The sequence below is a fragment of the Pseudomonas maumuensis genome (assembly GCF_019139675.1).
Lineage (GTDB): Bacteria > Pseudomonadota > Gammaproteobacteria > Pseudomonadales > Pseudomonadaceae > Aquipseudomonas > Aquipseudomonas maumuensis.
Genome location: NZ_CP077077.1, coordinates 5,634,696 through 5,654,609, shown reverse-complemented (window position 1 = coordinate 5,654,609; position 19,914 = coordinate 5,634,696). Strand labels below are relative to the sequence as shown.

Sequence of the window (19,914 nt, the reverse complement as noted above, 5' to 3'; positions counted from 1 at the left end):
TGGAGTTGACCATGCAGCATGAATCCCACGCCCACGGCATCGACATGTCGGCCCTGGGCCGCGACAAGCAGAGCCTGCGCCTGGCTGAAGAGACCGTGGCCATCGAAGTACCCGGCCTGTCCCTGTTCTACGGCGACAAGCAAGCACTGTTCGACGTCAGCATGAACATCCCCAAGCAGCGCGTGACCGCCTTCATCGGCCCGTCCGGCTGCGGCAAGTCCACGCTGCTGCGCACCTTCAACCGCATGAACGACCTGGTCGACGGCTGCCGTGTCGAAGGCGCCATCAACCTGTACGGCAACAACATCTACCGCAAGGGCGAGGACGTGGCCGAGCTGCGTCGCCGCGTGGGCATGGTGTTCCAGAAGCCCAACCCGTTCCCCAAGACCATCTACGAGAACGTGGTCTACGGCCTGCGTATCCAGGGCATCAACAAGAAGCGCGTGCTCGACGAGGCGGTCGAGTGGGCGCTGAAGGGCGCGGCCCTGTGGGATGAGGTCAAGGACCGCCTGCACGAGTCGGCGCTGGGCCTGTCCGGTGGCCAGCAGCAGCGTCTGGTGATCGCCCGTACCATTGCCGTTGAGCCGGAAGTGCTGTTGCTCGACGAACCGTGCTCGGCACTGGACCCGATCTCGACGCTGAAGGTCGAAGAGCTGATCTACGAACTGAAATCCAAGTACACCATCGTCATCGTGACCCACAACATGCAGCAGGCGGCCCGTGTTTCGGACTACACCGCCTTCATGTACATGGGCAAACTGGTCGAATTCGGTGATACCGACACCCTGTTCACCAACCCGGCGAAGAAGCAGACCGAAGACTACATCACCGGTCGCTACGGCTAAGACCGGCAAGGTAGGAACGCCAGGGAATGACACGAACGACTTGAAGCCTGCAGCTGCTTCGCGGAGCGAAACGATGATCAACAAAGAAAGCCTTACCCACCACATCTCCCAGCAGTTCAACGCCGAGCTCGAGGAGGTGCGCAGCCACCTGCTGGCCATGGGCGGGCTGGTGGAGAAACAGGTGAACGACGCCGTCACCGCGCTGATCGAGGCCGATTCTGGCCTTGCCCAGCAGGTGCGCGAGGTCGATGAACAGATCAACCAGATGGAGCGCAACATCGACGAGGAGTGCGTGCGCATCCTCGCCCGTCGCCAGCCGGCGGCCTCCGACCTGCGCCTGATCATCAGCATCTCCAAGTCGGTGATCGACCTCGAGCGCATCGGTGATGAATCGACCAAGATCGCCCGTCGTGCCATCCAGCTGTGCGAGGAAGGCGAGTCGCCGCGTGGTTATGTCGAGGTGCGCCATATCGGCGACCAGGTGCGCAACATGGTCCGCGACGCGCTGGACGCCTTCGCCCGCTTCGACGCCGACCTGGCGCTGTCGGTGGCCCAATACGACAAGACCATCGACCGCGAGTACAAGACGGCGCTGCGCGAACTGGTCACCTACATGATGGAAGATCCACGCTCGATCTCCCGCGTATTGAGCGTGATCTGGGCCCTGCGTTCGCTGGAGCGCATCGGCGACCACGCACGCAACATATCCGAGCTGGTGATCTACCTGGTGCGTGGTACCGACGTACGGCACATGGGCCTCAAGCGCATGAAGGCCGAGGTGCAGGGCGAAGCGTTCGATGAGGGCGAAATCGCTAATGTTCCGGCTGAACCGGACGATAAATAGGATTGCTCCCGAGCATGAACGCCCGGCAACCGCCGGGCGTTTTCGTTTGCGGTCGAGCACCAGCAGGCACCCGCGAACCGTGTGAGAAGTCCCGGCGTGACCAGTGGTTTGGCAAATGGCCATCAGTCGGCGGTATGCTAGCCGGGATCAAGAGGAGTTTCGATGAGTAAAGTGAATGTGCTGGTCGTGGATGATGCCCCGTTCATCCGCGATCTGGTAAGGAAGTGCCTGCGTAATGCCTTCCCCGGCATGGTGATCGAGGACGCGGTCAACGGCCGCAAGGCCATGGCCATGCTGAGCAAGGAACGTTTCGACCTGGTCCTGTGCGACTGGGAAATGCCGGAGATGTCCGGCCTCGAACTGCTGACCTGGTGCCGCCAGCAGGAAGAGATGAAGACCATGCAGTTCATCATGGTGACCAGCCGTGGCGACAAGGAGAACGTGATCCAGGCCATCCAGGCCGGTGTTTCCGACTTCGTCGGCAAGCCGTTCACCAACGAGCAGCTGCTGACCAAGGTGAAGAAGTCGCTGACCAGGATCGGCAAGCTCGACAGCCTGATGTCCAGCGCGCCGGCGCGGGTCAACTCGGCGTTCGCCAACGACTCGCTCAGCGCCCTGACCGGTGGTCGCCCGGAAGCGGCCAAGGTCGCGGCTCCGGCGCCTGCCGCCGCGGCTGCCAAGCCACTGATCAACGCACCGACGCCGAAGCCCGCCGCCGCCACGGCGCAGAGCGGTCGCGGCCAAGGTCAGCTGCGCCTGGCCAGCGGTCCTCAGCCGTGCGTGATCAAGGCCCTGAGCCTCAAGGAAGCCTTGCTGGTAGTACGCCGCAGCGCCAACCTGCCACAGGTGCTCGAAGGCGCGGTGCTGGACCTGGAGCAAGGCGAGAACGCCGAAACGGCGCGGCTGAATGGCTACCTGCACGCCATTGCGGCGTTGGAACCCAAGCCTGAGAGCGACTGGCTGCAGTTGACGTTCAAGTTCGTCGACCAGGATGCGCAAAAACTCGACTACCTGTCGCGGCTGATCGCCCGCGGCACGGCGCAGAAGCACTTCACACCTGGCGCCTGATGGCCGCTTGAACACCGCGCCGCAGCGGATGTCGTGGGAGTGGGCTTGCCCGCTCCCACGTTACACCTCGAGCATCCCGACCAACTGTCATATCCCTCTCAAATCCGGCTGCTAGGCTTCGACAGAACGCAACTGTCAAAAAGCCACCATCATGCCGCCCACCCGACTGCTGCTGTTCTGTGCCTTGCTCACGGCCTCGGCGTCGAGCCTGGGCATGACCATCTACAAGACCACCGACACCTATGGCGTGGTTTCCTATTCCGACCGGCCCAGCGCCGGCGCCAAGGCCTTCGTGTTCCGCGAACCCATGGTCGAGCGCCTGGACGGTCAGGTACGCCTGAAGACCGAGGATTTCGCCGGTGGCGTGCGTTTCGTCGCGCGTAACGAGCTGTTCGTGCCGATGGAGGTTGAACTGCGTGTGGAGCGTCTGGCCAATGCCCAGGGCGGTAACGCCCCGCGCATCGTCCGGCGCTTGGTACCGCCGCGCTCGAACCTGATCCTCAGCGTGGTGCAGGCTCGCCAAGGGGCTCGCCTCAAGTACGACACCAAGTTCCGCTACGCCATGGGCGACCCGGGCCAGCGCCCGCAGGGCTACCGTTATCCGTTCCCCTGGAAGGGTGGGCCGTTCCGTCTGAGCCAGGGCCCCAATGGTCGTTTCAGCCACTTCGGGCCCAAGGGCCGCTACGCCATGGATATCGCCATGCCCGAAGGCACGCCGATCATCGCGGCACGCGGCGGGGTGGTGGTGAAGATCGAGAACAACCAGAGCGGGCGGGGCAACAATCCGGCGGGCAATTTCGTCAGGATCCTGCACTCGGACGGCACCATGGGCGTTTACCTGCACCTGATGCGCGGCTCGGTGGTGGTGGGCGAGGGGCAGCGTGTGGCCCAGGGGCAGGCGCTGGCCAAATCGGGCAACACCGGCAACAGCAGCGGGCCGCACCTGCATTTCGTGGTGCAGCGCAATGTGGGGCTGGCGCTGGAGTCGATCCCGTATCAGTTCGACCGGCCGATTGGCGGGTTGCCGGACTTTACCGCAGGGAACCCGTGACGCATCGCGAGGCAAGCCCGCACCCACGGATGTAGGCGCGGGCTCTCGGGTCAATCGAGCTTGAGCACCTTGGCCAGCACGATCTTCGGCCCTTTCATCTTCTTGATGATGATGCGCAGGCCTTCGACTTCCAGCACTTCCTCTTCCTCGGGGACGCGCTTGAGAGTCTCGTAGACCAGGCCGGCCAGGGTTTCCGCCTCGATATGATCAAGGTCGACGCCCAGCAGGCGCTCGACCTTGAACAGCGGCGTATCACCGCGCACCAGCAGCTTGCCCGGCTGGTAGGCGAGGATGCCGCGCTCGGTCTTGCGGTGTTCGTCCTGGATATCGCCCACCAGCACTTCCAGCACGTCTTCCATGGTCAGGTAGCCGATCACCTTGCCATCGGCTTCCTCGACCAGCACGAAGTGCGCGCCACCTTTGCGGAACTGCTCCAGCAACTGGGCCAGCGGCATGTGCCGGGAGACCCGTTCCAGCGGGCGGGCGAGGTCTTCAAGGTCGATGGTTTGCGGCAAGTGGTCGAGCTCTGCCAGCTCCAGCAGCAGGTCCTTGATGTGCAGCAGGCCGGTGAATTCCTCGCGCTCGGCGTCATACACCGGGTAGCGGCTGAACTTGTGACGGCGCAGCAGGGCGAGGATTTCCTTCAGCGGCGCATGGGCATCGATGCTGACCATGTCTTCGCGGGAATTGGCCCAGTCGACCACTTCCAGCTCGCCCATCTCCACCGCCGAGGCCAGCACGCGCATGCCTTGGTCGCTCGGGTCCTGGCCACGGCTGGAGTGCAGGATCAGCTTGAGCTCCTCGCGGCTGTAGTGATGCTCATGGTGCGGCCCGGGCTCGCCCTGGCCGGCGATGCGCAGGATGGTGTTGGCGCTGGCGTTGAGCAGGTAGATCGCCGGGTACATCGCCCAGTAGAACAGGTACAGCGGCACGGCGGTCCACAGCGACAGCAGCTCGGGCTTGCGGATTGCCCACGATTTGGGGGCCAGCTCGCCGACCACGATGTGCAGGTAGGAGATCACGAAGAAGGCGACGAAGAACGAGATCGCCTTGATCAGCTCCGGGCTGTCCACGCCGACATAGGCCAGCAGCGGCTCGAGCAGGTGCGCGAACGCTGGCTCGCCTACCCAGCCCAGGCCCAGGGAGGCGAGGGTGATGCCCAGCTGGCAGGCCGAGAGATAGGCGTCGAGCTGGTTGTGTACCTTGCGCAGGATGCTGCCACGCCAGCCATGCAGCTCGGCGATGGATTCGACGCGGGTGGAGCGCAGCTTGACCATGGCGAACTCGGCGGCCACGAAGAAGCCGTTGAGCAGCACCAGGAACAAGGCGAAGAGAATCATGCCGAAATCGGCGAACAACGAGGTGAGGCTGATACCAGGGGAAGGGTCCATGATGGGGTTTTACGGGGTCCGTCTGCTGAAAAGTAAGAAAAAAAGTGCCAGCGTTTGCTGGCACAGGGGATCCAATGTAGCGGCTGAGACTACAAAAGCAAAGGGCCGCTTCGCGCCCCATCGCCGGCAAGCCGGCTCCCACAAGGGCAGCATTTTTCCTGTGGGAGCCGGCTTGCCGGCGATGGGCCGTGAAGCGGCTCCGCGGTATCAGCCCTTGTTCACGACCAATTGCGCTGGCGCGAAGTGGCAGGTAAAGGTACTGCCATGCCCCGGCACGCTGCTGATTTCCAGGCGTCCGCGATGGCGCATCAGCACGTGCTTGACGATCGCCAGGCCCAGCCCGGTGCCGCCGGTATTGGACGCGCGGCTGGAGTCGACGCGGTAGAAGCGTTCGGTCAGGCGTGGCAGGTGCTTGGCCTCGATACCGACCCCCGAGTCCTGCACGCTGAGGTGCGCGCCCTGCTCGTCGGCCCACCAGCGAATGCGGATATTGCCCTCATCCTGGGTGTACTTGACCGCGTTGAACACCAGGTTGGAGAACGCGCTGCGCAGTTCCGACTCGCTGCCCTTGAGGCGTATGCCTGGCGTTGCTTCCAGGCTGATCCGCTGGTTGCGCGGGCCGGACAGGGCCTGGGCGTCGTTCTTGATGGCGGTGAGCAGGGTGTCGACCAGCACCGGCTGGTTGTCCGAGGGATAGTCGGTGGCTTCGAGCTTGGCCAACAGCAACAGGTCGTTGAGCAGGGTCTGCATGCGTGAGCCTTGCGCGCTCATCTGCTGCAGGGCACGGCTCCAGCGCGGGTTCACGTCCTCGACGTTGTCCAGCAGCGTCTCGAGGTAGCCGGTGATCACCGTCAGCGGCGTGCGCAGCTCGTGGGAGACGTTGGCGACGAAATCCTTGCGCATCTGCTCCAGCTGATGGATGCGGGTCACGTCGCGCACCAGCATCAGGTGTTCGTTGTTGCCGTAGCGGGTGAGGTGCAGTTGCACGCGCAGGCGGTCGTTGATCGGCGACGGGATTTCCAGCGGTTCGGCGTAGTTATCCGACTCGAAATACTCCTTGAAGCGCGGGTGGCGCACCAGGTTGGTCACCGGCTGGCCGCCGTCCTGCGGGGTCTTGAAGCCCAGCAGGGTCTCGGCGGCGCGGTTCCACCATTCCAGGTTGCCGTCGCTGTCGAGCATGATCACTGCATCGCGCAGCGCGGCGGTGGACTCCTGGACCCGGTCGATCACCGCCTGCAGGCGGCCACGCACGCGCTGGTCACGGCGCTGCAGGTGATAGATGCTGTCGAACACTTCGCCCCACAGGCCGTAGCCATCGGGCGGCGCTTCATCGGGTTGATGATTGCGCAGCCAGTCGTGCAGGCGCAGCAACTGCTTCAGGGTCCAGCCCAGGTAGAAGGCCAGGCCGATGGCCAGGCTCCAGCCGTAGTACCCGCTGACCAGTCCGCCGATCAGGCAGACGGTGATCAGCAGGAGCATGTGGCGAATCAGGGTCGCGTGCCAGTTCTGGTTCAATTCACGGTCCTTGTACAGCGGGCGCTTGGGCTTCGATCAGCTTTTGGTCGAGAAGCGATAGCCAGTGCCGCGGACGGTTTGTACCAGATTTTCGTAGGCTTCACCCAGTGCCTTGCGCAGGCGCCGGATATGCACGTCCACAGTGCGTTCCTCGACATAGACGTTGCCGCCCCAGACCTGGTCGAGCAACTGGCCGCGAGTGTAGGCACGCTCCTGGTGAGTCATGAAGAACTGCAGCAGGCGGTATTCGGTGGGGCCCATCTCGGCCGGCTTGCCATCGATGGTCACGCGGTGGCTGATCGGGTCGAGCAGCAGGCCACCGACTTCGATCGGCGCTTCGCTGTCGCTCGGACCGGTACGGCGCAGCACGGCCTTGAGGCGCGCCACCAGTTCACGGGGCGAGAACGGCTTGGTGATGTAGTCGTCGGCGCCGACTTCCAGGCCCTGGATCTTGTTGTCCTCTTCACCCTTGGCGGTGAGCATGATGATCGGGATGTCGCCGGTCAGCTCGTCGCGCTTGAGGCGGCGGGCCAGCTCGATGCCGGAGGTGCCCGGCAGCATCCAGTCGAGCAGGATCAGGTCCGGCTTGCGGTCGACGATGATGGCGTGGGCCTGTTGCGAGTTCTCGGCCTCGAGGCAGTCATAGCCGGCCATTTCCAATGCAACGGCGATCATCTCGCGGATAGGCGCTTCGTCGTCGACGATCAGAATGTTTCTGCCAACCATGCTCAATTACCTCTCCCAGGAACGGTGTCTTGGCCCGCATTAGATAACGGAATTATTGCAGCTGTGTGACAGAGCATGGGCGGTTCTGGCGACATTGCATGACTGGACTAGGCTTCAGGGGGCCGCGATGGCGGCGCTGAGCAATCAATCCAACCCCCGAACAATGGTGATTCCAATGACACGACATACGCTGAGCTGGATGGCCCTTTGCGCTGCGCTGGCAGTGCCTGGGGTGGCGTCGGCTCATCACGCCATGGAGAAGGATGGCATGTGGGTCGACCACGACGGCATGACGCTGTACACCTTTGACAAGGACGCTGGCGGCAAGTCCATGTGCAATGGCGAGTGCGCCAAGAATTGGCCGCCGTTGATGGTGAAGAAGGATGACGAGGCGCCGAAGGACAAGTGGACTCACGTCACCCGCGACGATGGCTCGATGCAGTGGGCCTATGACGGCAAGCCGCTGTACACCTTCGTCAAGGACAAGAAGGCCGGGGAGACCACCGGTGATGGCATGAAGGATGTCTGGCACGTCGCCAAGCCTTGATGCACCAGGCGTGGGAGCTCCGCACCGCCGCTCCCACAATTGGCCTGCACAATTTCAGCGCAGCGCGTAGTCCAGCACCACACAAATGAAGATCAACAACCCCGCCCAGTGGTTGTGCAGGAACGCCTTGAAGCACGACTCGCGGTCCAGCTTGCGCGTTGACCAGAACTCCCAGGCGAAGCATACCGCCGCCGCCAGCAGCCCCAGGTGGAACCAGCCGCCCAGCTCGAAGCGGTTGCCCGCCAGCAGCAGGCAGCCCAGCGACAGCAGCTGCAGGGTCAGGATGATCACCCGGTCGGCCTCGCCGAACAGGATGGCGGTGGACTTCACGCCGATCTTCAGGTCGTCGTCACGATCGACCATGGCGTAGTAGGTGTCGTAGCCCACTGTCCATAGCAGGTTGGCGATGTACAGCAGCCAGGCGCTGGCCGGCAGCTCGCCACCCGCGGCGGTGAAAGCCATGGGGATACCCCAGGAATACGCCGCGCCCAGCACCACCTGCGGGTAGTAGGTGTAGCGCTTCATGAACGGATAGCAGAAAGCCAGGGCGACCGCGCCGAACGACAGCCACACCGTAGTGGCGTTGGTGCATAGCACCAGCAGGAAGCTCACCCCCACCAGCAGGGCGAACAGCACCAGCGCTTCGCGGGGCTTCACCCGGCCACTGGCCAGTGGCCGGTCGGCGGTGCGCTTGACGTGGCCGTCCACCTTGCGGTCGGCGAAATCGTTGATGCAGCAGCCGGCGGCACGCATCAGCACCACGCCGAGGCCGAAGATCAGCACGTTGGCCAGGGTCGGCGAGCCGTTGCCGGCAATCCACACCGCCGACAGCGTCGGCCACAGCAGCAGGTAGATGCCGATGGGGCGGTCCATGCGGCTCAGCTGGACAAAGTCCCAGGCGCGCGGGTGCAGGCGGTTGAGCGACTTGAGCAGTTGCAGGTACATCAGCGGTTTTCCTCCTTGGCCGCGTGCCACAGGGCGGGCAGGAACACCTCGGCCACCAGCAGGTCGAGGCCGTCGCGCTCGAAGCGCGAGCGCCGTCCCCACAGCCCGGCGCTGGCGACCTCGGCGGGCAGCCAGTCCTGTGGATAACTGCACACTTCGATAGGGTGGCGGACGAACGCCTGGTCGCAGAACAGTAGCTCGCCCAGCGAACGGCTGCCCAGGGTTTCCAGGTCGAGCCCTCCGCGCTCCAGCGCTGTGCGGCTGGCGACGCTGCGGGCGAATACCCACGGCTGGCCATGGCCGCGCAGGTAGACCTCGCGCACCCAGCCCTGCGCGCCAGGCCGCAGGCCCAACGCGGCGCATTCATCGTCACGCAGTGGCTGCCAGCCCTCGAACAAAGGGGTGACGCTGAAGTGGTCGTGGGAAAGACCGGTCAGGCGACGGGTCAGGGAGCCTTCGTCGAACAGCCAGTCCAGGGTCGGCTGGTCGGGCAGGGGCGCCAGTTGCGGATACGCCAGCCACGCGACAGCGGCTGCTTGCGGGGTTTCGTACGGCACGTCGGTATGCTTGATACAGGCCAGAGAGGCGGCGAGCTTAGCATGATTGCCGTCCTGGCTTGCATACTGCCAGCAGGCCCAGTACAAAAGCCGACCAGAGATTGCACGGTGGTCACGTGCAGGTGCGTGTTTGCCCTGCTTTTATGCCACCAGTTGCAACGCATCCATTAGCCTGACCGAGGAACAGTACCCCCATGAAGAAGTGGCAATGCATTGTCTGTGGCCTGATCTACGATGAGGCCCAAGGCTGGCCGGACGACGGTATCGCCCCCGGCACCCGCTGGGAAGATGTGCCGGAAGACTGGCTGTGCCCTGACTGTGGTGTAGGCAAGAGTGACTTCGAAATGATCGCCATTGGCTGATCGCAACCCTGCTTTGAACAAGGAACGCACGACATGACGTCCCCCGTGGTGATCATTGGTACCGGCCTTGCCGGCTATAACCTGGCGCGAGAGTTTCGCAAGCTGGACGGCGACACGCCGCTGCTGCTGATCACTGCCGACGACGGTCGCTCCTATTCCAAGCCCATGCTGTCCACCGGCTTTGCCAAGCAGAAGGACGCCGACGGCCTGTGCATGGCCGAACCGGGGGCCATGGCCGAGCAGCTCAAGGCCGAGATCCGCACCCACACCCGTATCAGTGGTATCGACCCAGGCCATAAGCGCCTGTGGATCGGCGAGGAAGCGGTGGAGTACCGCGACCTGGTACTGGCCTGGGGCGCGCAGACCGTGCAGGTGCCCGTGGAAGGCGATGCTGGCGAGCTGATCTTCCCGATCAACGACCTGGAGGACTACGCACGTTTTCGCGTTGCTGCCGCAGGCAAGCAACGGGTGCTGATCCTCGGCGCCGGCCTGATTGGCTGCGAATTCGCCAACGACCTTACCTTGGGCGGCCTGCAGTGCGAGGTCGTGGCGCCGTGCGAGCAGGTAATGCCGACCTTGCTGCACCCGGCGGCGGCCGCCGCCGTGCAGGCAGGCCTGGAAGGGTTGGGAGTGCGTTTCCATCTCGGCCCGGTGCTGACCCGCCTGCAACGTTCGGGGGCAACTCTGGAGGCGCACCTGTCCGACGGCAGCGTCATCCCTTGCGACCTGGTGGTGTCTGCGATCGGCCTGCGGCCGCGTACCGACCTGGCGGCGGCAGCGGGGCTGCAGGTCAACCGCGGGGTAGTGGTGGATCGCCAGCTGCGCACTTCTCACGCCAACATCTTCGCCCTGGGCGACTGCGCCGAGGTCGATGGCATCAACCTGCTGTACGTCATGCCCTTGATGACCTGCGCCCGCGCCTTGGCCCAGACCTTGGCCGGCAACCCGACCGCAGTGGCCTATGGCCCGATGCCGGTCACCGTGAAGACGCCGGCTTGTCCGTTGGTGGTGTCCCCTGTGCCAAGCGGCCATGAGGGCACCTGGGTGGTGGAGGGCAGCGGCGCTGACCTGAAAGTGCTCTGCCATAGCGCCGATGGCCAGCTGCTGGGCTACGCCCTGACCGGCGGCGCGGTCATGGAGAAACTGGCGTTGAATCGCCAGTTGCCACCCTTGATGGCGTAAATAGCGGGCGTTCTGTCGGAATTATCCTGTTCTTGCCGCGACAATGGCCGCCCAGATACTGGCGCGGCCTCGGTCGGCGTGCCATCCTCACTGGCGTCTGCCGCAGCCTAGAGCCTGCGGTGCCTTGAACGCTGCTTCGTTCGGCAGCACGGCATAACAACAAGAAATCCCGTCAAAGAGGCTTCACTATGCGTAAACCAGAACTCGCCGCCGTCATCGCCGAAAAGGCCGATCTGACCAAGGAAAAGGCCAATATTGTCCTGAACGCGATTCTCGACAGCATCACCGGCGCACTCGACAAGGACACCGTCACCCTGGTCGGCTTCGGCACCTTCGAAAAACGCCACCGTGGTGCCCGCACCGGCAAGAACCCGCAGACGGGCGAGCCGGTCAAGATCAAGGCCAGCAACACTGTCGCCTTCAAACCGGGCAAGGGCCTGCGTGACAGCGTCAACGCACCGGCCAAGCCCGCCAAGAAAAAGTGATCGACAAGCCATCGAGACGGGCGCCTTAAGGCGCCCGTTGTGTTTCTGGTAAGCAAATGCGGCGAACTTGCATAAACAGCGCGATAAACGGATAAACTGCGCGACTCAGTCATTTTTCACTCGAGGCGCGTTGATGAAGTTTCGTTTTCTTCTCTGGGCCATGGGCTTGCTGATGGCCAAGGCCAGCCGCAACAACCCGGCGTTCCAGCAGCAACTGCAGGACAAGGACCTGGTCTTCCAGATGCAGACGCTCGACGGCAAGGTTGCCCGGCACTTCATCGTCAAGGACCTGCGCATCAGCAGCAAGGGCGGTCTGCACCCGCAGCCGGCGTTCGCCATTGCCTTCAAGGACGCCGCCTACGGCTTCGCCACGCTGCAGGCCGGTAACAAGCAGCTGGCGTTCATGCAGGGGATTCAGGAGAAGAACATCCAGATCAAGGGCAATCCGGCGCTGGTGATCTGGTTCCAGGGCTTGATGAAGTACCTGAAACCGAAGAAGAAAGTGTAGGAACGGCTTTAGCCGCGATGCAAGCACCGCGGTTTCTGGCACCCGCTTCGCGGGTGATCGCGGCTGAAGCCGCTCCTACGGGGCGGCCTTAATGCGAATGCGGCGCGTGGAACTGCGACGCCAGCTCGCGTAGCAATGCCTCGGCCTCCAGCACCTTGTTCACCACCTCTTCGGCCTTGTCCCGGGTCAGCCCCAGGCGCTCGAGCAGGGCATCCGGGATCTCGTCCTTCGGCCCCGAGCCGATCCCCCGGGCGCGCAGCAGGCGCGTCGCCAGGCACACCAGGTTGGGGAACGCCGCGTACTCGCCGTCGTAAGTCGGATCGTGCTGGAAGCGCAGGGCTGTGGACAGTTCGTCAGGCATGTCCCACAGCTTCATCAGCCAGGCACCGATCTGCTCACGGCTGATCCCCAGCAAGTGCTGCTCCACATAGCTGTGGCACAGGTGCGGGTTGACCTCCAGATGGCGGCAGATCAGCGAGAAATGCGGCGGGAAGACGTGGGCCAGTAGCAAGTAGCCGAAGTTGTGCAGCAGGCCGGCGAGGTAGGTCAGCCCCGCTTCCGGGCGCTCGGCGCGCGGCATGGCGCGGGTCAGGCCCTCGATCACGGCAGCGGTATAGATCGACTGCTGCCAATACGGCGTGGCCTGTTGCGGGTGGTCCTTGGGCAGGCTCAGGGTCTTGCCCAGGGCCAGGCCCAGCGCCAGGTTGATCACCAGATCGAAGCCCAGTACCCGGACGATGGCGTCTTCCACCGAACGGATCTTGCCGGGCGAGGCGTAGTACGGGGAGGCAGCCCAGCTGACCACCTGCGCGGCCAGGGCCGGGTCGGTCTCCACCACGCCGGTGATGTCGTCGATGCTGGCATTGGGGTCGACACGCAGCTTGATGATCTTCTGCGCGGTGTCGGCCAGCGGCGGAATCTCGATGGTCTGCTCCAGGCGTTGCTGGATGCGCCGGGCGGTGAAGGCCTGGACTGCGCGGATCACTTCCTTGGGAGGACCGTCCAATTGATCGAAACTGAGACGAATATCGCTGATCGGCTGGCCGAAGGTGCTGGCGCTGGCCTTGACCAGCATCTTCTTGAACGCCGTCCTGCCGATTTCCAGGAGCAGCCCGGCTTCACCGGACTGGATCAGCAGGGTTTCGTTGTCGAGCAGGCTCTTTTCGTACTGGCACGGCGAGCTGGTCAGCGCGGGAATGGCGGGCAGGGCCTTGAGGTGATGCTTGTCGAGCATCTGCTTCAAGCGCTCCAGCGGCACGGCCTTGAGCTTGCGACCGGTCAGTTCCTCGAGGCGCTTGAGGTCCAGCAACTGGCTTTGCGGGAACAGCACCATCAAGGCACCGATCTCGTCATCGAGCAGCACGGCCTGTACGCGCGAGTTGGCCGGCAGCCCCGGGTGCTCGGGCACCTCGCGGAAGCTGACGCCGAGCTTGTCGAGCAACAGCCGGATGACAGACGGTGCGTGTAGGGTTGCGGTATCCAGGGCAACTTCAGTCATGGCCTGTATCCAATCATTTCTGTAAACGCGAAGTATAACCAGCCTGGCCGCCAAGCTGGATCCATTATGGGACGGGCGTCACACCTGGCCATATTGTTGGCCGTGGCGCAACCAACGGTCGAGCAACGGGCTGACGTGGTCGGGCCAGCGCGCCAGCAGGGCCTGGGCGGCGTCGCGTACGGCCGGCAACAGGTCGGCATCGCGCATCAGGTCGGCGACTTTGAACTGTAGCAGGCCGGTCTGGCGGGTCCCGAGCATCTCGCCGGGGCCACGCAGTTCCAGATCCTTCTCTGCTATGACGAATCCGTCGTTGGTTTCCCGCATGATGCCCAGGCGCTCACGGCCGATCTGCGACAGCGGTGGATGGTAGAGCAGCACGCAGTGGCTCACCGCGCTGCCCCGGCCGACCCGGCCGCGCAGCTGGTGCAACTGGGCCAGGCCCAGGCGCTCGGGGTTCTCGATGATCATCAGGCTGGCATTGGGTACGTCGACGCCGACCTCGATCACCGTGGTGGCCACCAGCAGTTGCAGCTCGCCGGCCTTGAACTCGGCCATCACCGCCGCTTTTTCCGCAGGCTTCATGCGCCCGTGGATCAGCCCCACGCGCAGCTCGCCCAGTGCGCTGCCGAGCTCCTCGAAGGTGCTCTCGGCGGCCTGGCAGGTCAGTTCCTCGGATTCTTCGATCAGAGTACATACCCAGTAGGCCTGGCGACCTTCGGCACAGGCGGCGCGCACCCGCTCGACCACCTCGAAGCGGCGGCTGTCGGCGACCAGCACGGTATTCACCGGGGTACGTCCGGGTGGTAGCTCGTCGAGGACCGAGGTATCCAGGTCGGCATAGGCGCTCATGGCCAGGGTGCGTGGGATCGGGGTGGCGGTCATGATCAACTGGTGCGGGCACAGCTGGCCCATGACGCCTTTCTTGCGCAGGGCCAGGCGCTGCTGCACGCCGAAGCGATGCTGCTCGTCGATGATCGCCAGGGCCAGGTGCTTGAACTGCACTTCGTCCTGGAACAGCGCGTGGGTGCCGACCACCATCGGCGCGCCATTGGCGATCTGCTCCAGGGCGCTGGCGCGGGCCTTGCCCTTGAGCTTGCCGGCCAGCCAGGCCACTTCGATGCCCAGCGGCTCGAGCCAGCGTTTGAAGGTGATGAAATGCTGCTCGGCGAGGATCTCGGTGGGGGCCATCAGCGCCACCTGGTAGCCGGCCTCCAGTGCCTGCAGCGCCGCGAGGGCGGCGACCACGGTCTTGCCGGCGCCCACGTCACCCTGTACCAGGCGCATCATCGGCTCGGGCTGGCTGAGGTCGTAGGCGATCTCGTTGCCGACGCGCCGCTGGGCACCGGTCGGGTTGAAACCAAGGTTGGCCAGGTACTGAGCAGGTAGACGGGTGGCCTTGGGCAGTACCGGCGCACGCAGGCTGCGCTGGCTTTCCCGCAGGCGCTGCTGGGAGAGCTGATGGGTCAGCAGTTCCTCGAAGGCCAGGCGGTGCTGGGCCCAGTGATGGCCCTCGGCAAGCTCGTCCAGATCGGCATCGGCCGGCGGGTTGTGCAGGTAGCGGATGGCATCGCTCAATGGCGCCAGCTGGTAGTCGCGGGCCAGTTGGTCGGGCAGCCAGTCGGGCAGGCTGCGCGGGCCGAGCAGGCCCAGGCTCTGCTGGCACAGCAGGCGCAGGCGCTGCTGGGTGAGGCCTTCGGTGGTCGGGTAGATCGGCGTCAGCGTCTGTTCGACCGGGGGCGGTGCTTCGTCGCCGTTCAGCGCTCGGTATTCCGGGTGGTAGATCTCCAGCCCCGAGGCGCCGGGGCGCGCTTCGCCATAGCAACGCAGGTGGGTGCCACGCTTGAGGCCTTCCTTCTGCGCATTGCTGAAATGGTAGAAGCGCAGGCTCAGCGTGCCGCTGCCATCGCCCAGGCGCACCACGAGACTGCGACGCTTGCCCATGGTCACGTCAGCGCCGCTGACCACGCCTTCGATCACCGCGTCCTGACCGGGACGCAGTTGGCCGATGGGCACCACGCGGGTGCGATCCTGGTAGCGCAACGGCAGGTGGAACAGCAGATCCTGCAGGTTCTCCAGACCGACCTTGGCGAGTTTCTCTGCCATGGCTTCACCAACACCCTTGAGCGTGGTGACCGGGACGTTCGACAGCTCGGTCATGGGCTCAGGCCGGTTGTTCCACCGGCGGCTTGGCCACCGAGCAGAGGCGGATCGAGTCGGCGAGGATCTCGATGGCCTTCGGCCGCGGGAAGCTGGCACGCCAGGCGATGGCCACGGTGCGGAACGGTGCGGGCGCGGTCAGCGGACGGACTTCGATGACGCCCGGCGCGTAATGATGGCTATGCACCGCCGACAGCGGCAGGATCGATACGCCCAGGCCCGAGGCGACCATGTGGCGGATGGTCTCCAGTGAGCTGGATTCGACCGTGGTGTGCTTGGCGCCTTCGCCGCCCTTGTTCAGCGTCGGGCAGGCTTCGAGCACCTGGTCGCGGAAGCAGTGCCCCTCGCCCAGCAGCAGCAGGCTCTTGTCGTTGAGCATGGCGGTGTCGATGGTGTCCTTGGCGGTCCACGGGTGGTCGGCCGGCATCAGCGCACAGAACGGTTCGTCGTACAACGGCAGGGTCAGCACGTCGGCCTCGTTGAACGGCAGGGCGATGATCACCGCGTCCAGTTCGCCATTGCGCAGCTTCTCGCGCAGCACGTGGGTGAAGTTCTCTTCGATGTACAGCGGCATCTGCGGCGCCACGCGGTGCAGTTGCGGGATCAGGTGTGGGAAGAGATAGGGGCCGACGGTGTAGATGGCGCCAACCTTGAGCGGTGCGGTCAGCTGGTTCTTGCCGGCCTGGGCCAGCTCGCGGATGCCCTGGGCCTGCTCCAGCACCTTCTGCGCCTGGGCGACGATGCTCTCGCCAACCGGCGTGAGACGCACCGCGCTCTTGCTGCGCTCGAAGATCAGCACGCCAAGTTCGTCCTCGAGCTTCTTCACGCCCACCGAAAGGGTCGGCTGGCTGACGTGGCAACGCTCGGCTGCGTGGCCGAAGTGCTGCTCTTGCGCGAGGGTGACGATGTAGCGAAGTTCGGTGAGGGTCATAACGTGCGTCCATGAAGTTGCGGCCCCAGCATAGCGGCTGCAATCGATAGACGCACGTTATCAGACTTGCCGTTTTGTGACAGAAACAAAAACGTCAGCGTCGGTCCAGCGAGTAGACGAACGGCGCGACCACTTCGATCGTGCCATTGTTCAGCAGCTCCGCCGGAGGCTTCGGCACCGTGCCGGCACGGCGGATCATCTCCAGCGTGGCCCGGTCCAGCGCCGCGCTACCCGAACCACCGGCCAGCGTGTACGACACCACCTTGCCTTCGGCGTCGACCACGAAGCGCAGGCGGTTGATGCCCTGCAACCCACGACGGCGAGCGTCTTCGGGGTACTTCTTGTACTTGGCCAGGTGGCGCAGCAGGTCACTCTGCCAGCTCGGCAGGGCGTTGCTGTTGGACGCGATGCTCGGCTGCGGTGCCGCCGACTTTTGCGGTGGCGTGTTGCTTGGCGGTGTGTCCGCCACATCGTCCTTGGCCGGTGGCTCGTCCTTCGGCGGCTCAAGCTTCTTCTCGGGCTTGGGCGGCTGTGGCTTGGCCTTGGGCTTGGGCGGCTTGGGGATGGCGATCTTCGGCTTCGGCGCCTCTGCCAGCTTCGGCAGCGGCGGCTCCTCGACCGGCGTCGGCGGTTTCGGGGCGGCCTTGGGCGGTGGCGGTGGCGCGGGCTCTGGCAGCGGTGCCAGCTCGACCATCATCGCTGCCGGCGGCAACTCGAGGGCCTGGGGCACCGACCAGTTGAGCGTCAGCAGCACGGCGACCGCGTGCACACCCAGCACGATCGCCAGGCTGCCACCGTAGCGCGCCATGTTTGAGCGCGTTTTCGTCATTTCTTGGCTGCCGTCTCGAGTCCGACCAGGCCGACCTTGAGGTAGCCGGCGGCGCGCATGGTGTTCATCACTTCCATCAGATCGCCGTAATCGACGCCCTTGTCAGCCTGGAAGAAGATGGTGGTTTCCTTGTCGCCCTTGGTCTTGGCGTCGAGCATGGCGCCAAGCTGGTCGCGCTGGGCCACCTCGTCGTCGCCGAGGTAGAGCTTCTTGTCGGCCTTGACGCTGACGAACACCGGCTTCTCGGGCCTCGGCGCCGGCTTGGCGGTCGAGGCGGGCAGGTCGACCTTGATGTCGACCGTGGCCAAGGGAGCCGCGACCATGAAGATGATCAGCAGCACCAACATCACGTCGATGAACGGCGTGACGTTGATTTCGTGGTTTTCGGCGAGGTCGTCGCCACCTTCGTTGAGATGCAGGCCCATGGTTTACCCCACTTTCACCATGTGCGGGGCGGCGCGCTCGCCACCCTGGTGGTCCAGATCACGGCTGACCAGCAGCAGGACCTGGGCGGAGGCGTCGGACACCTGTGCCTTGTAGCCGGCGATGGAGCGGGCGAAGACGTTGTAGATGACCACGGCCGGGATCGCGGCAACCAGGCCCAGGGCGGTAGCCAGCAGGGCTTCGGCGATGCCTGGGGCGACTACGGCGAGGTTGGTGGTCTGGGTCTTGGCGATGCCGATGAAGCTGTTCATGATGCCCCACACGGTACCGAACAGACCGACGAACGGAGCGGTGGAGCCGATGGTGGCCAGCACGCCGGTGCCGCTGCTCATGGTACGGCCGCTGGCGGCCACCAGACGCTCGAGGCGGAAGCTGACGCGCTCCTTGATGCCTTCCTTCTCGCGAGCGTTGGCCGACAGGCGCATCTCTTCGAGGGCGTCATGCACCAGGGTGTGGGCCAGGGTGCCTTCCTTGTTCGACACCTCGCTGGCCTCTTTCAGGCTCACCGAGCGTTTCAGGGCGGCGATCTCGCCACGCAGGCGGCGCTTGGCGCCCATCAGCTCGAAGCCTTTGGCGATCCAGATGGTCCAGGTGATGATCGAGGCGATAGCCAGGCCGATCATCACGGCCTTCACCACCACGTCGGCGTTCTTGTACATGCCCCATGGGGACAGGTCGTGGGCCATGCCCAGCGAGGTGTCTTCGACCATCGCCTGCACGTTCTCGTCGGCTGGGGCCTGGCCATCCACTGGGGCGTTGGCGTCGGCAGGCGCGTCGGTTGGCGCAGCTACCGGTGCCTGGCCTTCGGCGGCAGGCGCGGCCGGGGCGCTGGCGGCTGCCGGTGCGGCGGCAGTGGCGGCGGGCTCATCGGCCATGGCCACGGGAGCCAGTACCAGGCTGAACATCAGCGCGGCAATGGCGCGCCAGGCGCGCGACGGGGTTGGCGAAGCGGAAGGTTGAGTACGTGTCATGCTGGCCGGACCTGATGAAGAGAAATGGGTTGAGTTCTTCAAGGCCTCGAAGCAGGCCGAGAACAGACAGGGTCGCCATTATTGCAAGTAATTCTTGTTAACAAAAGAATGGAGAGCGCTTTTTTTAACCTTTGTCTAGCCGCTGATCGCTAAATCCGGTTAGCGTGAACCTTTGGATTTGGAGTTTCATGATGTCGGACCTCAGTGCGTTGATCGTCGGCTGCGGCGATGTGGGAGGCCGTCTGGCCCGCCAGTTGCTCGCCCATGGGTGGCAGGTCGATGGCCTGCGCCGCTCGGTGCGGGACCTGCCCGAAGGGGTGCGGCCCATTGCCGCCGACCTGTCGGACCCGCGCCTGCCGGAAGCGTGGCCCGCGCGCGCGCCGGACTACCTGGTGTACTGCGTGGCGGCCAACCAGCATGACGAAGCGGGCTACCAGGCCGCCTATGTCGACGGTTTGCGCCATGTGCTCGATTGGCTTGAGAGCAAAGGCCAGCGGCCACGTCGCCTGCTGTTCGTTTCCAGCAGCAGTGTCTATGCGCAACAGGATGGCGAATGGATCGACGAGACCGCTGCCACCACGCCCGAGGGCTATTCGGGCAGGGTGATGCTCGCGGCGGAGCGTCTGGCACTAGACAGTGGCATCCCCGCCAGTATCGTGCGCCTGACTGGAATTTATGGGCCGGGTCGTGAGTGGTTGCTGAGCCAGGTGCGTCAAGGCTACCGAGTGGCCGAGGAGCCGCCGTTGTACGGCAACCGCATTCACGCCGAGGATGCCGCTGGTTTGCTGGCGCACCTGCTGCAGGCCGATGCCCGGGGTGTGGCGTTGGACGATTGCTACATCGGCGTTGATGACGATCCGGCGCCACTGGCCGAGGTGGTGGGCTGGCTGCGCGAGTACCTGGGGGTCACCGAGTGGTCGGACGAGCAACGGGTGCGGCGTACCGGCAGCAAGCGGTGCCGTAATGCGCGGGCTCGGGCACTGGGCTGGGCGCCGCAGTATCCGAGCTATAAAGAAGGCTATGCGGCCATTCTGCAAGGGCGTGGTTAAGAGAGCCGG

General features: G+C 64.5%; 21 protein-coding genes. 10 read left to right on the top strand and 11 right to left on the bottom strand.

The features are described 5' to 3' along the window. Positions 1–11 precede the first annotated feature (11 nt). The 4 genes from pstB (at position 12) to KSS90_RS25075 (ending at position 3,808) form a co-directional block, all read left to right on the top strand. A complete protein-coding gene (gene pstB / locus KSS90_RS25090) occupies positions 12–845 on the top strand; it encodes a phosphate ABC transporter ATP-binding protein PstB (RefSeq protein ID WP_031315066.1) in 834 nt (277 codons plus the stop codon). Positions 846–918: 73 nt separating this feature from the next. Continuing rightward, positions 919–1,689: a phosphate signaling complex protein PhoU gene (gene phoU, locus KSS90_RS25085; protein WP_023630537.1), complete on the top strand. Its 771-nt coding sequence runs from the start codon at positions 919–921 to the stop codon at positions 1,687–1,689. 162 nt (positions 1,690–1,851) lie between these two features. After that, positions 1,852–2,757 (top strand): response regulator, encoded by a 906-nt coding sequence (locus KSS90_RS25080; protein ID WP_217867691.1) that lies wholly within the window; start codon positions 1,852–1,854, stop codon positions 2,755–2,757. A 151-nt stretch (positions 2,758–2,908) separates the two neighbouring features. Continuing rightward, positions 2,909–3,808 carry a peptidoglycan DD-metalloendopeptidase family protein gene (locus KSS90_RS25075; protein ID WP_217867690.1) on the top strand — a complete coding sequence of 300 codons (900 nt, stop codon included), beginning with the start codon at positions 2,909–2,911 and terminating at the stop codon, positions 3,806–3,808. A 50-nt stretch (positions 3,809–3,858) separates the two neighbouring features. Here the strand turns inward: KSS90_RS25075 and KSS90_RS25070 are convergent, their stop codons facing one another. The 3 genes from KSS90_RS25070 to phoB all read right to left on the bottom strand — a co-directional run bounded on the left by KSS90_RS25070 (position 3,859) and on the right by phoB (position 7,440). Further along, a complete protein-coding gene (locus KSS90_RS25070; RefSeq protein WP_217867689.1) occupies positions 3,859–5,199 on the bottom strand; it encodes a hemolysin family protein in 1,341 nt (446 codons plus the stop codon). 207 nt (positions 5,200–5,406) lie between these two features. Beyond that, positions 5,407–6,678 carry a phosphate regulon sensor histidine kinase PhoR gene (gene phoR, locus KSS90_RS25065; RefSeq protein WP_263975118.1) on the bottom strand — a complete coding sequence of 424 codons (1,272 nt, stop codon included), beginning with the start codon at positions 6,676–6,678 and terminating at the stop codon, positions 5,407–5,409. Positions 6,679–6,750: 72 nt separating this feature from the next. Further along, positions 6,751–7,440, bottom strand: coding sequence for a phosphate regulon transcriptional regulator PhoB (gene phoB / locus KSS90_RS25060; protein ID WP_003253341.1), 690 nt, complete (start codon positions 7,438–7,440; stop codon positions 6,751–6,753). Between the two features lie 175 nt (positions 7,441–7,615). Between phoB and KSS90_RS25055 the strand changes: the two genes are divergently transcribed. Next, positions 7,616–7,987 (top strand): COG4315 family predicted lipoprotein, encoded by a 372-nt coding sequence (locus KSS90_RS25055; protein ID WP_102684594.1) that lies wholly within the window; start codon positions 7,616–7,618, stop codon positions 7,985–7,987. 54 nt (positions 7,988–8,041) lie between these two features. On the opposite strand, the gene ubiA is transcribed toward KSS90_RS25055, so the two are convergent. Both ubiA and KSS90_RS25045 read right to left on the bottom strand, forming a co-directional pair. Next, positions 8,042–8,932 carry a 4-hydroxybenzoate octaprenyltransferase gene (ubiA, locus tag KSS90_RS25050; RefSeq protein WP_217867687.1) on the bottom strand — a complete coding sequence of 297 codons (891 nt, stop codon included), beginning with the start codon at positions 8,930–8,932 and terminating at the stop codon, positions 8,042–8,044. Continuing rightward, positions 8,932–9,489, bottom strand: coding sequence for a chorismate--pyruvate lyase family protein (locus KSS90_RS25045; RefSeq protein ID WP_217867686.1), 558 nt, complete (start codon positions 9,487–9,489; stop codon positions 8,932–8,934). The genes ubiA and KSS90_RS25045 overlap by 1 nt, the downstream gene beginning before the upstream one ends. A gap of 194 nt (positions 9,490–9,683) precedes the next feature. Here KSS90_RS25045 and KSS90_RS25040 point away from each other — a divergent pair, with 194 nt between their 5' ends. The 4 genes from KSS90_RS25040 (at position 9,684) to KSS90_RS25025 (ending at position 12,026) form a co-directional block, all read left to right on the top strand. Continuing rightward, entirely contained in the window at positions 9,684–9,851 is a 168-nt protein-coding gene (locus KSS90_RS25040) for a rubredoxin (protein WP_028689962.1), read from the top strand. A gap of 33 nt (positions 9,852–9,884) precedes the next feature. Further along, positions 9,885–11,033 carry an NAD(P)/FAD-dependent oxidoreductase gene (locus tag KSS90_RS25035; RefSeq protein ID WP_217867685.1) on the top strand — a complete coding sequence of 383 codons (1,149 nt, stop codon included), beginning with the start codon at positions 9,885–9,887 and terminating at the stop codon, positions 11,031–11,033. 188 nt (positions 11,034–11,221) lie between these two features. Beyond that, a complete protein-coding gene (locus KSS90_RS25030) occupies positions 11,222–11,518 on the top strand; it encodes an HU family DNA-binding protein (RefSeq protein WP_023631266.1) in 297 nt (98 codons plus the stop codon). A 133-nt stretch (positions 11,519–11,651) separates the two neighbouring features. Beyond that, positions 11,652–12,026, top strand: coding sequence for a hypothetical protein (locus KSS90_RS25025; protein WP_023631265.1), 375 nt, complete (start codon positions 11,652–11,654; stop codon positions 12,024–12,026). Positions 12,027–12,114: 88 nt separating this feature from the next. On the opposite strand, the gene KSS90_RS25020 is transcribed toward KSS90_RS25025, so the two are convergent. From KSS90_RS25020 to exbB, 6 genes are all read right to left on the bottom strand, one after another. Further along, a complete protein-coding gene (locus KSS90_RS25020) occupies positions 12,115–13,524 on the bottom strand; it encodes an aminoacyl-tRNA deacylase and HDOD domain-containing protein (protein ID WP_217867684.1) in 1,410 nt (469 codons plus the stop codon). A 78-nt stretch (positions 13,525–13,602) separates the two neighbouring features. Further along, positions 13,603–15,681, bottom strand: coding sequence for an ATP-dependent DNA helicase RecG (gene recG / locus KSS90_RS25015; protein ID WP_217867683.1), 2,079 nt, complete (start codon positions 15,679–15,681; stop codon positions 13,603–13,605). 4 nt (positions 15,682–15,685) lie between these two features. Further along, entirely contained in the window at positions 15,686–16,612 is a 927-nt protein-coding gene (locus tag KSS90_RS25010; protein ID WP_050707539.1) for a hydrogen peroxide-inducible genes activator, read from the bottom strand. 94 nt (positions 16,613–16,706) lie between these two features. Continuing rightward, a complete protein-coding gene (locus tag KSS90_RS25005) occupies positions 16,707–17,441 on the bottom strand; it encodes an energy transducer TonB (RefSeq protein ID WP_217867682.1) in 735 nt (244 codons plus the stop codon). Continuing rightward, the gene (gene exbD, locus KSS90_RS25000; protein WP_023632733.1) at positions 17,438–17,866 is read right to left on the bottom strand and encodes a TonB system transport protein ExbD; all 429 of its coding nucleotides are present in this window, start codon (positions 17,864–17,866) and stop codon (positions 17,438–17,440) included. Before exbD ends, KSS90_RS25005 begins: the two co-directional genes overlap by 4 nt. 3 nt (positions 17,867–17,869) lie before the next feature. After that, on the bottom strand, positions 17,870–18,856 hold the full coding sequence (exbB, locus tag KSS90_RS24995) for a tonB-system energizer ExbB (protein ID WP_046857595.1): 987 nt from the start codon (positions 18,854–18,856) through the stop codon (positions 17,870–17,872). A 191-nt stretch (positions 18,857–19,047) separates the two neighbouring features. On the opposite strand from exbB, the gene KSS90_RS24990 reads away from it, so the two are divergent. Continuing rightward, positions 19,048–19,905 carry an SDR family oxidoreductase gene (locus KSS90_RS24990; protein WP_217867681.1) on the top strand — a complete coding sequence of 286 codons (858 nt, stop codon included), beginning with the start codon at positions 19,048–19,050 and terminating at the stop codon, positions 19,903–19,905. Positions 19,906–19,914 lie beyond the last annotated feature (9 nt).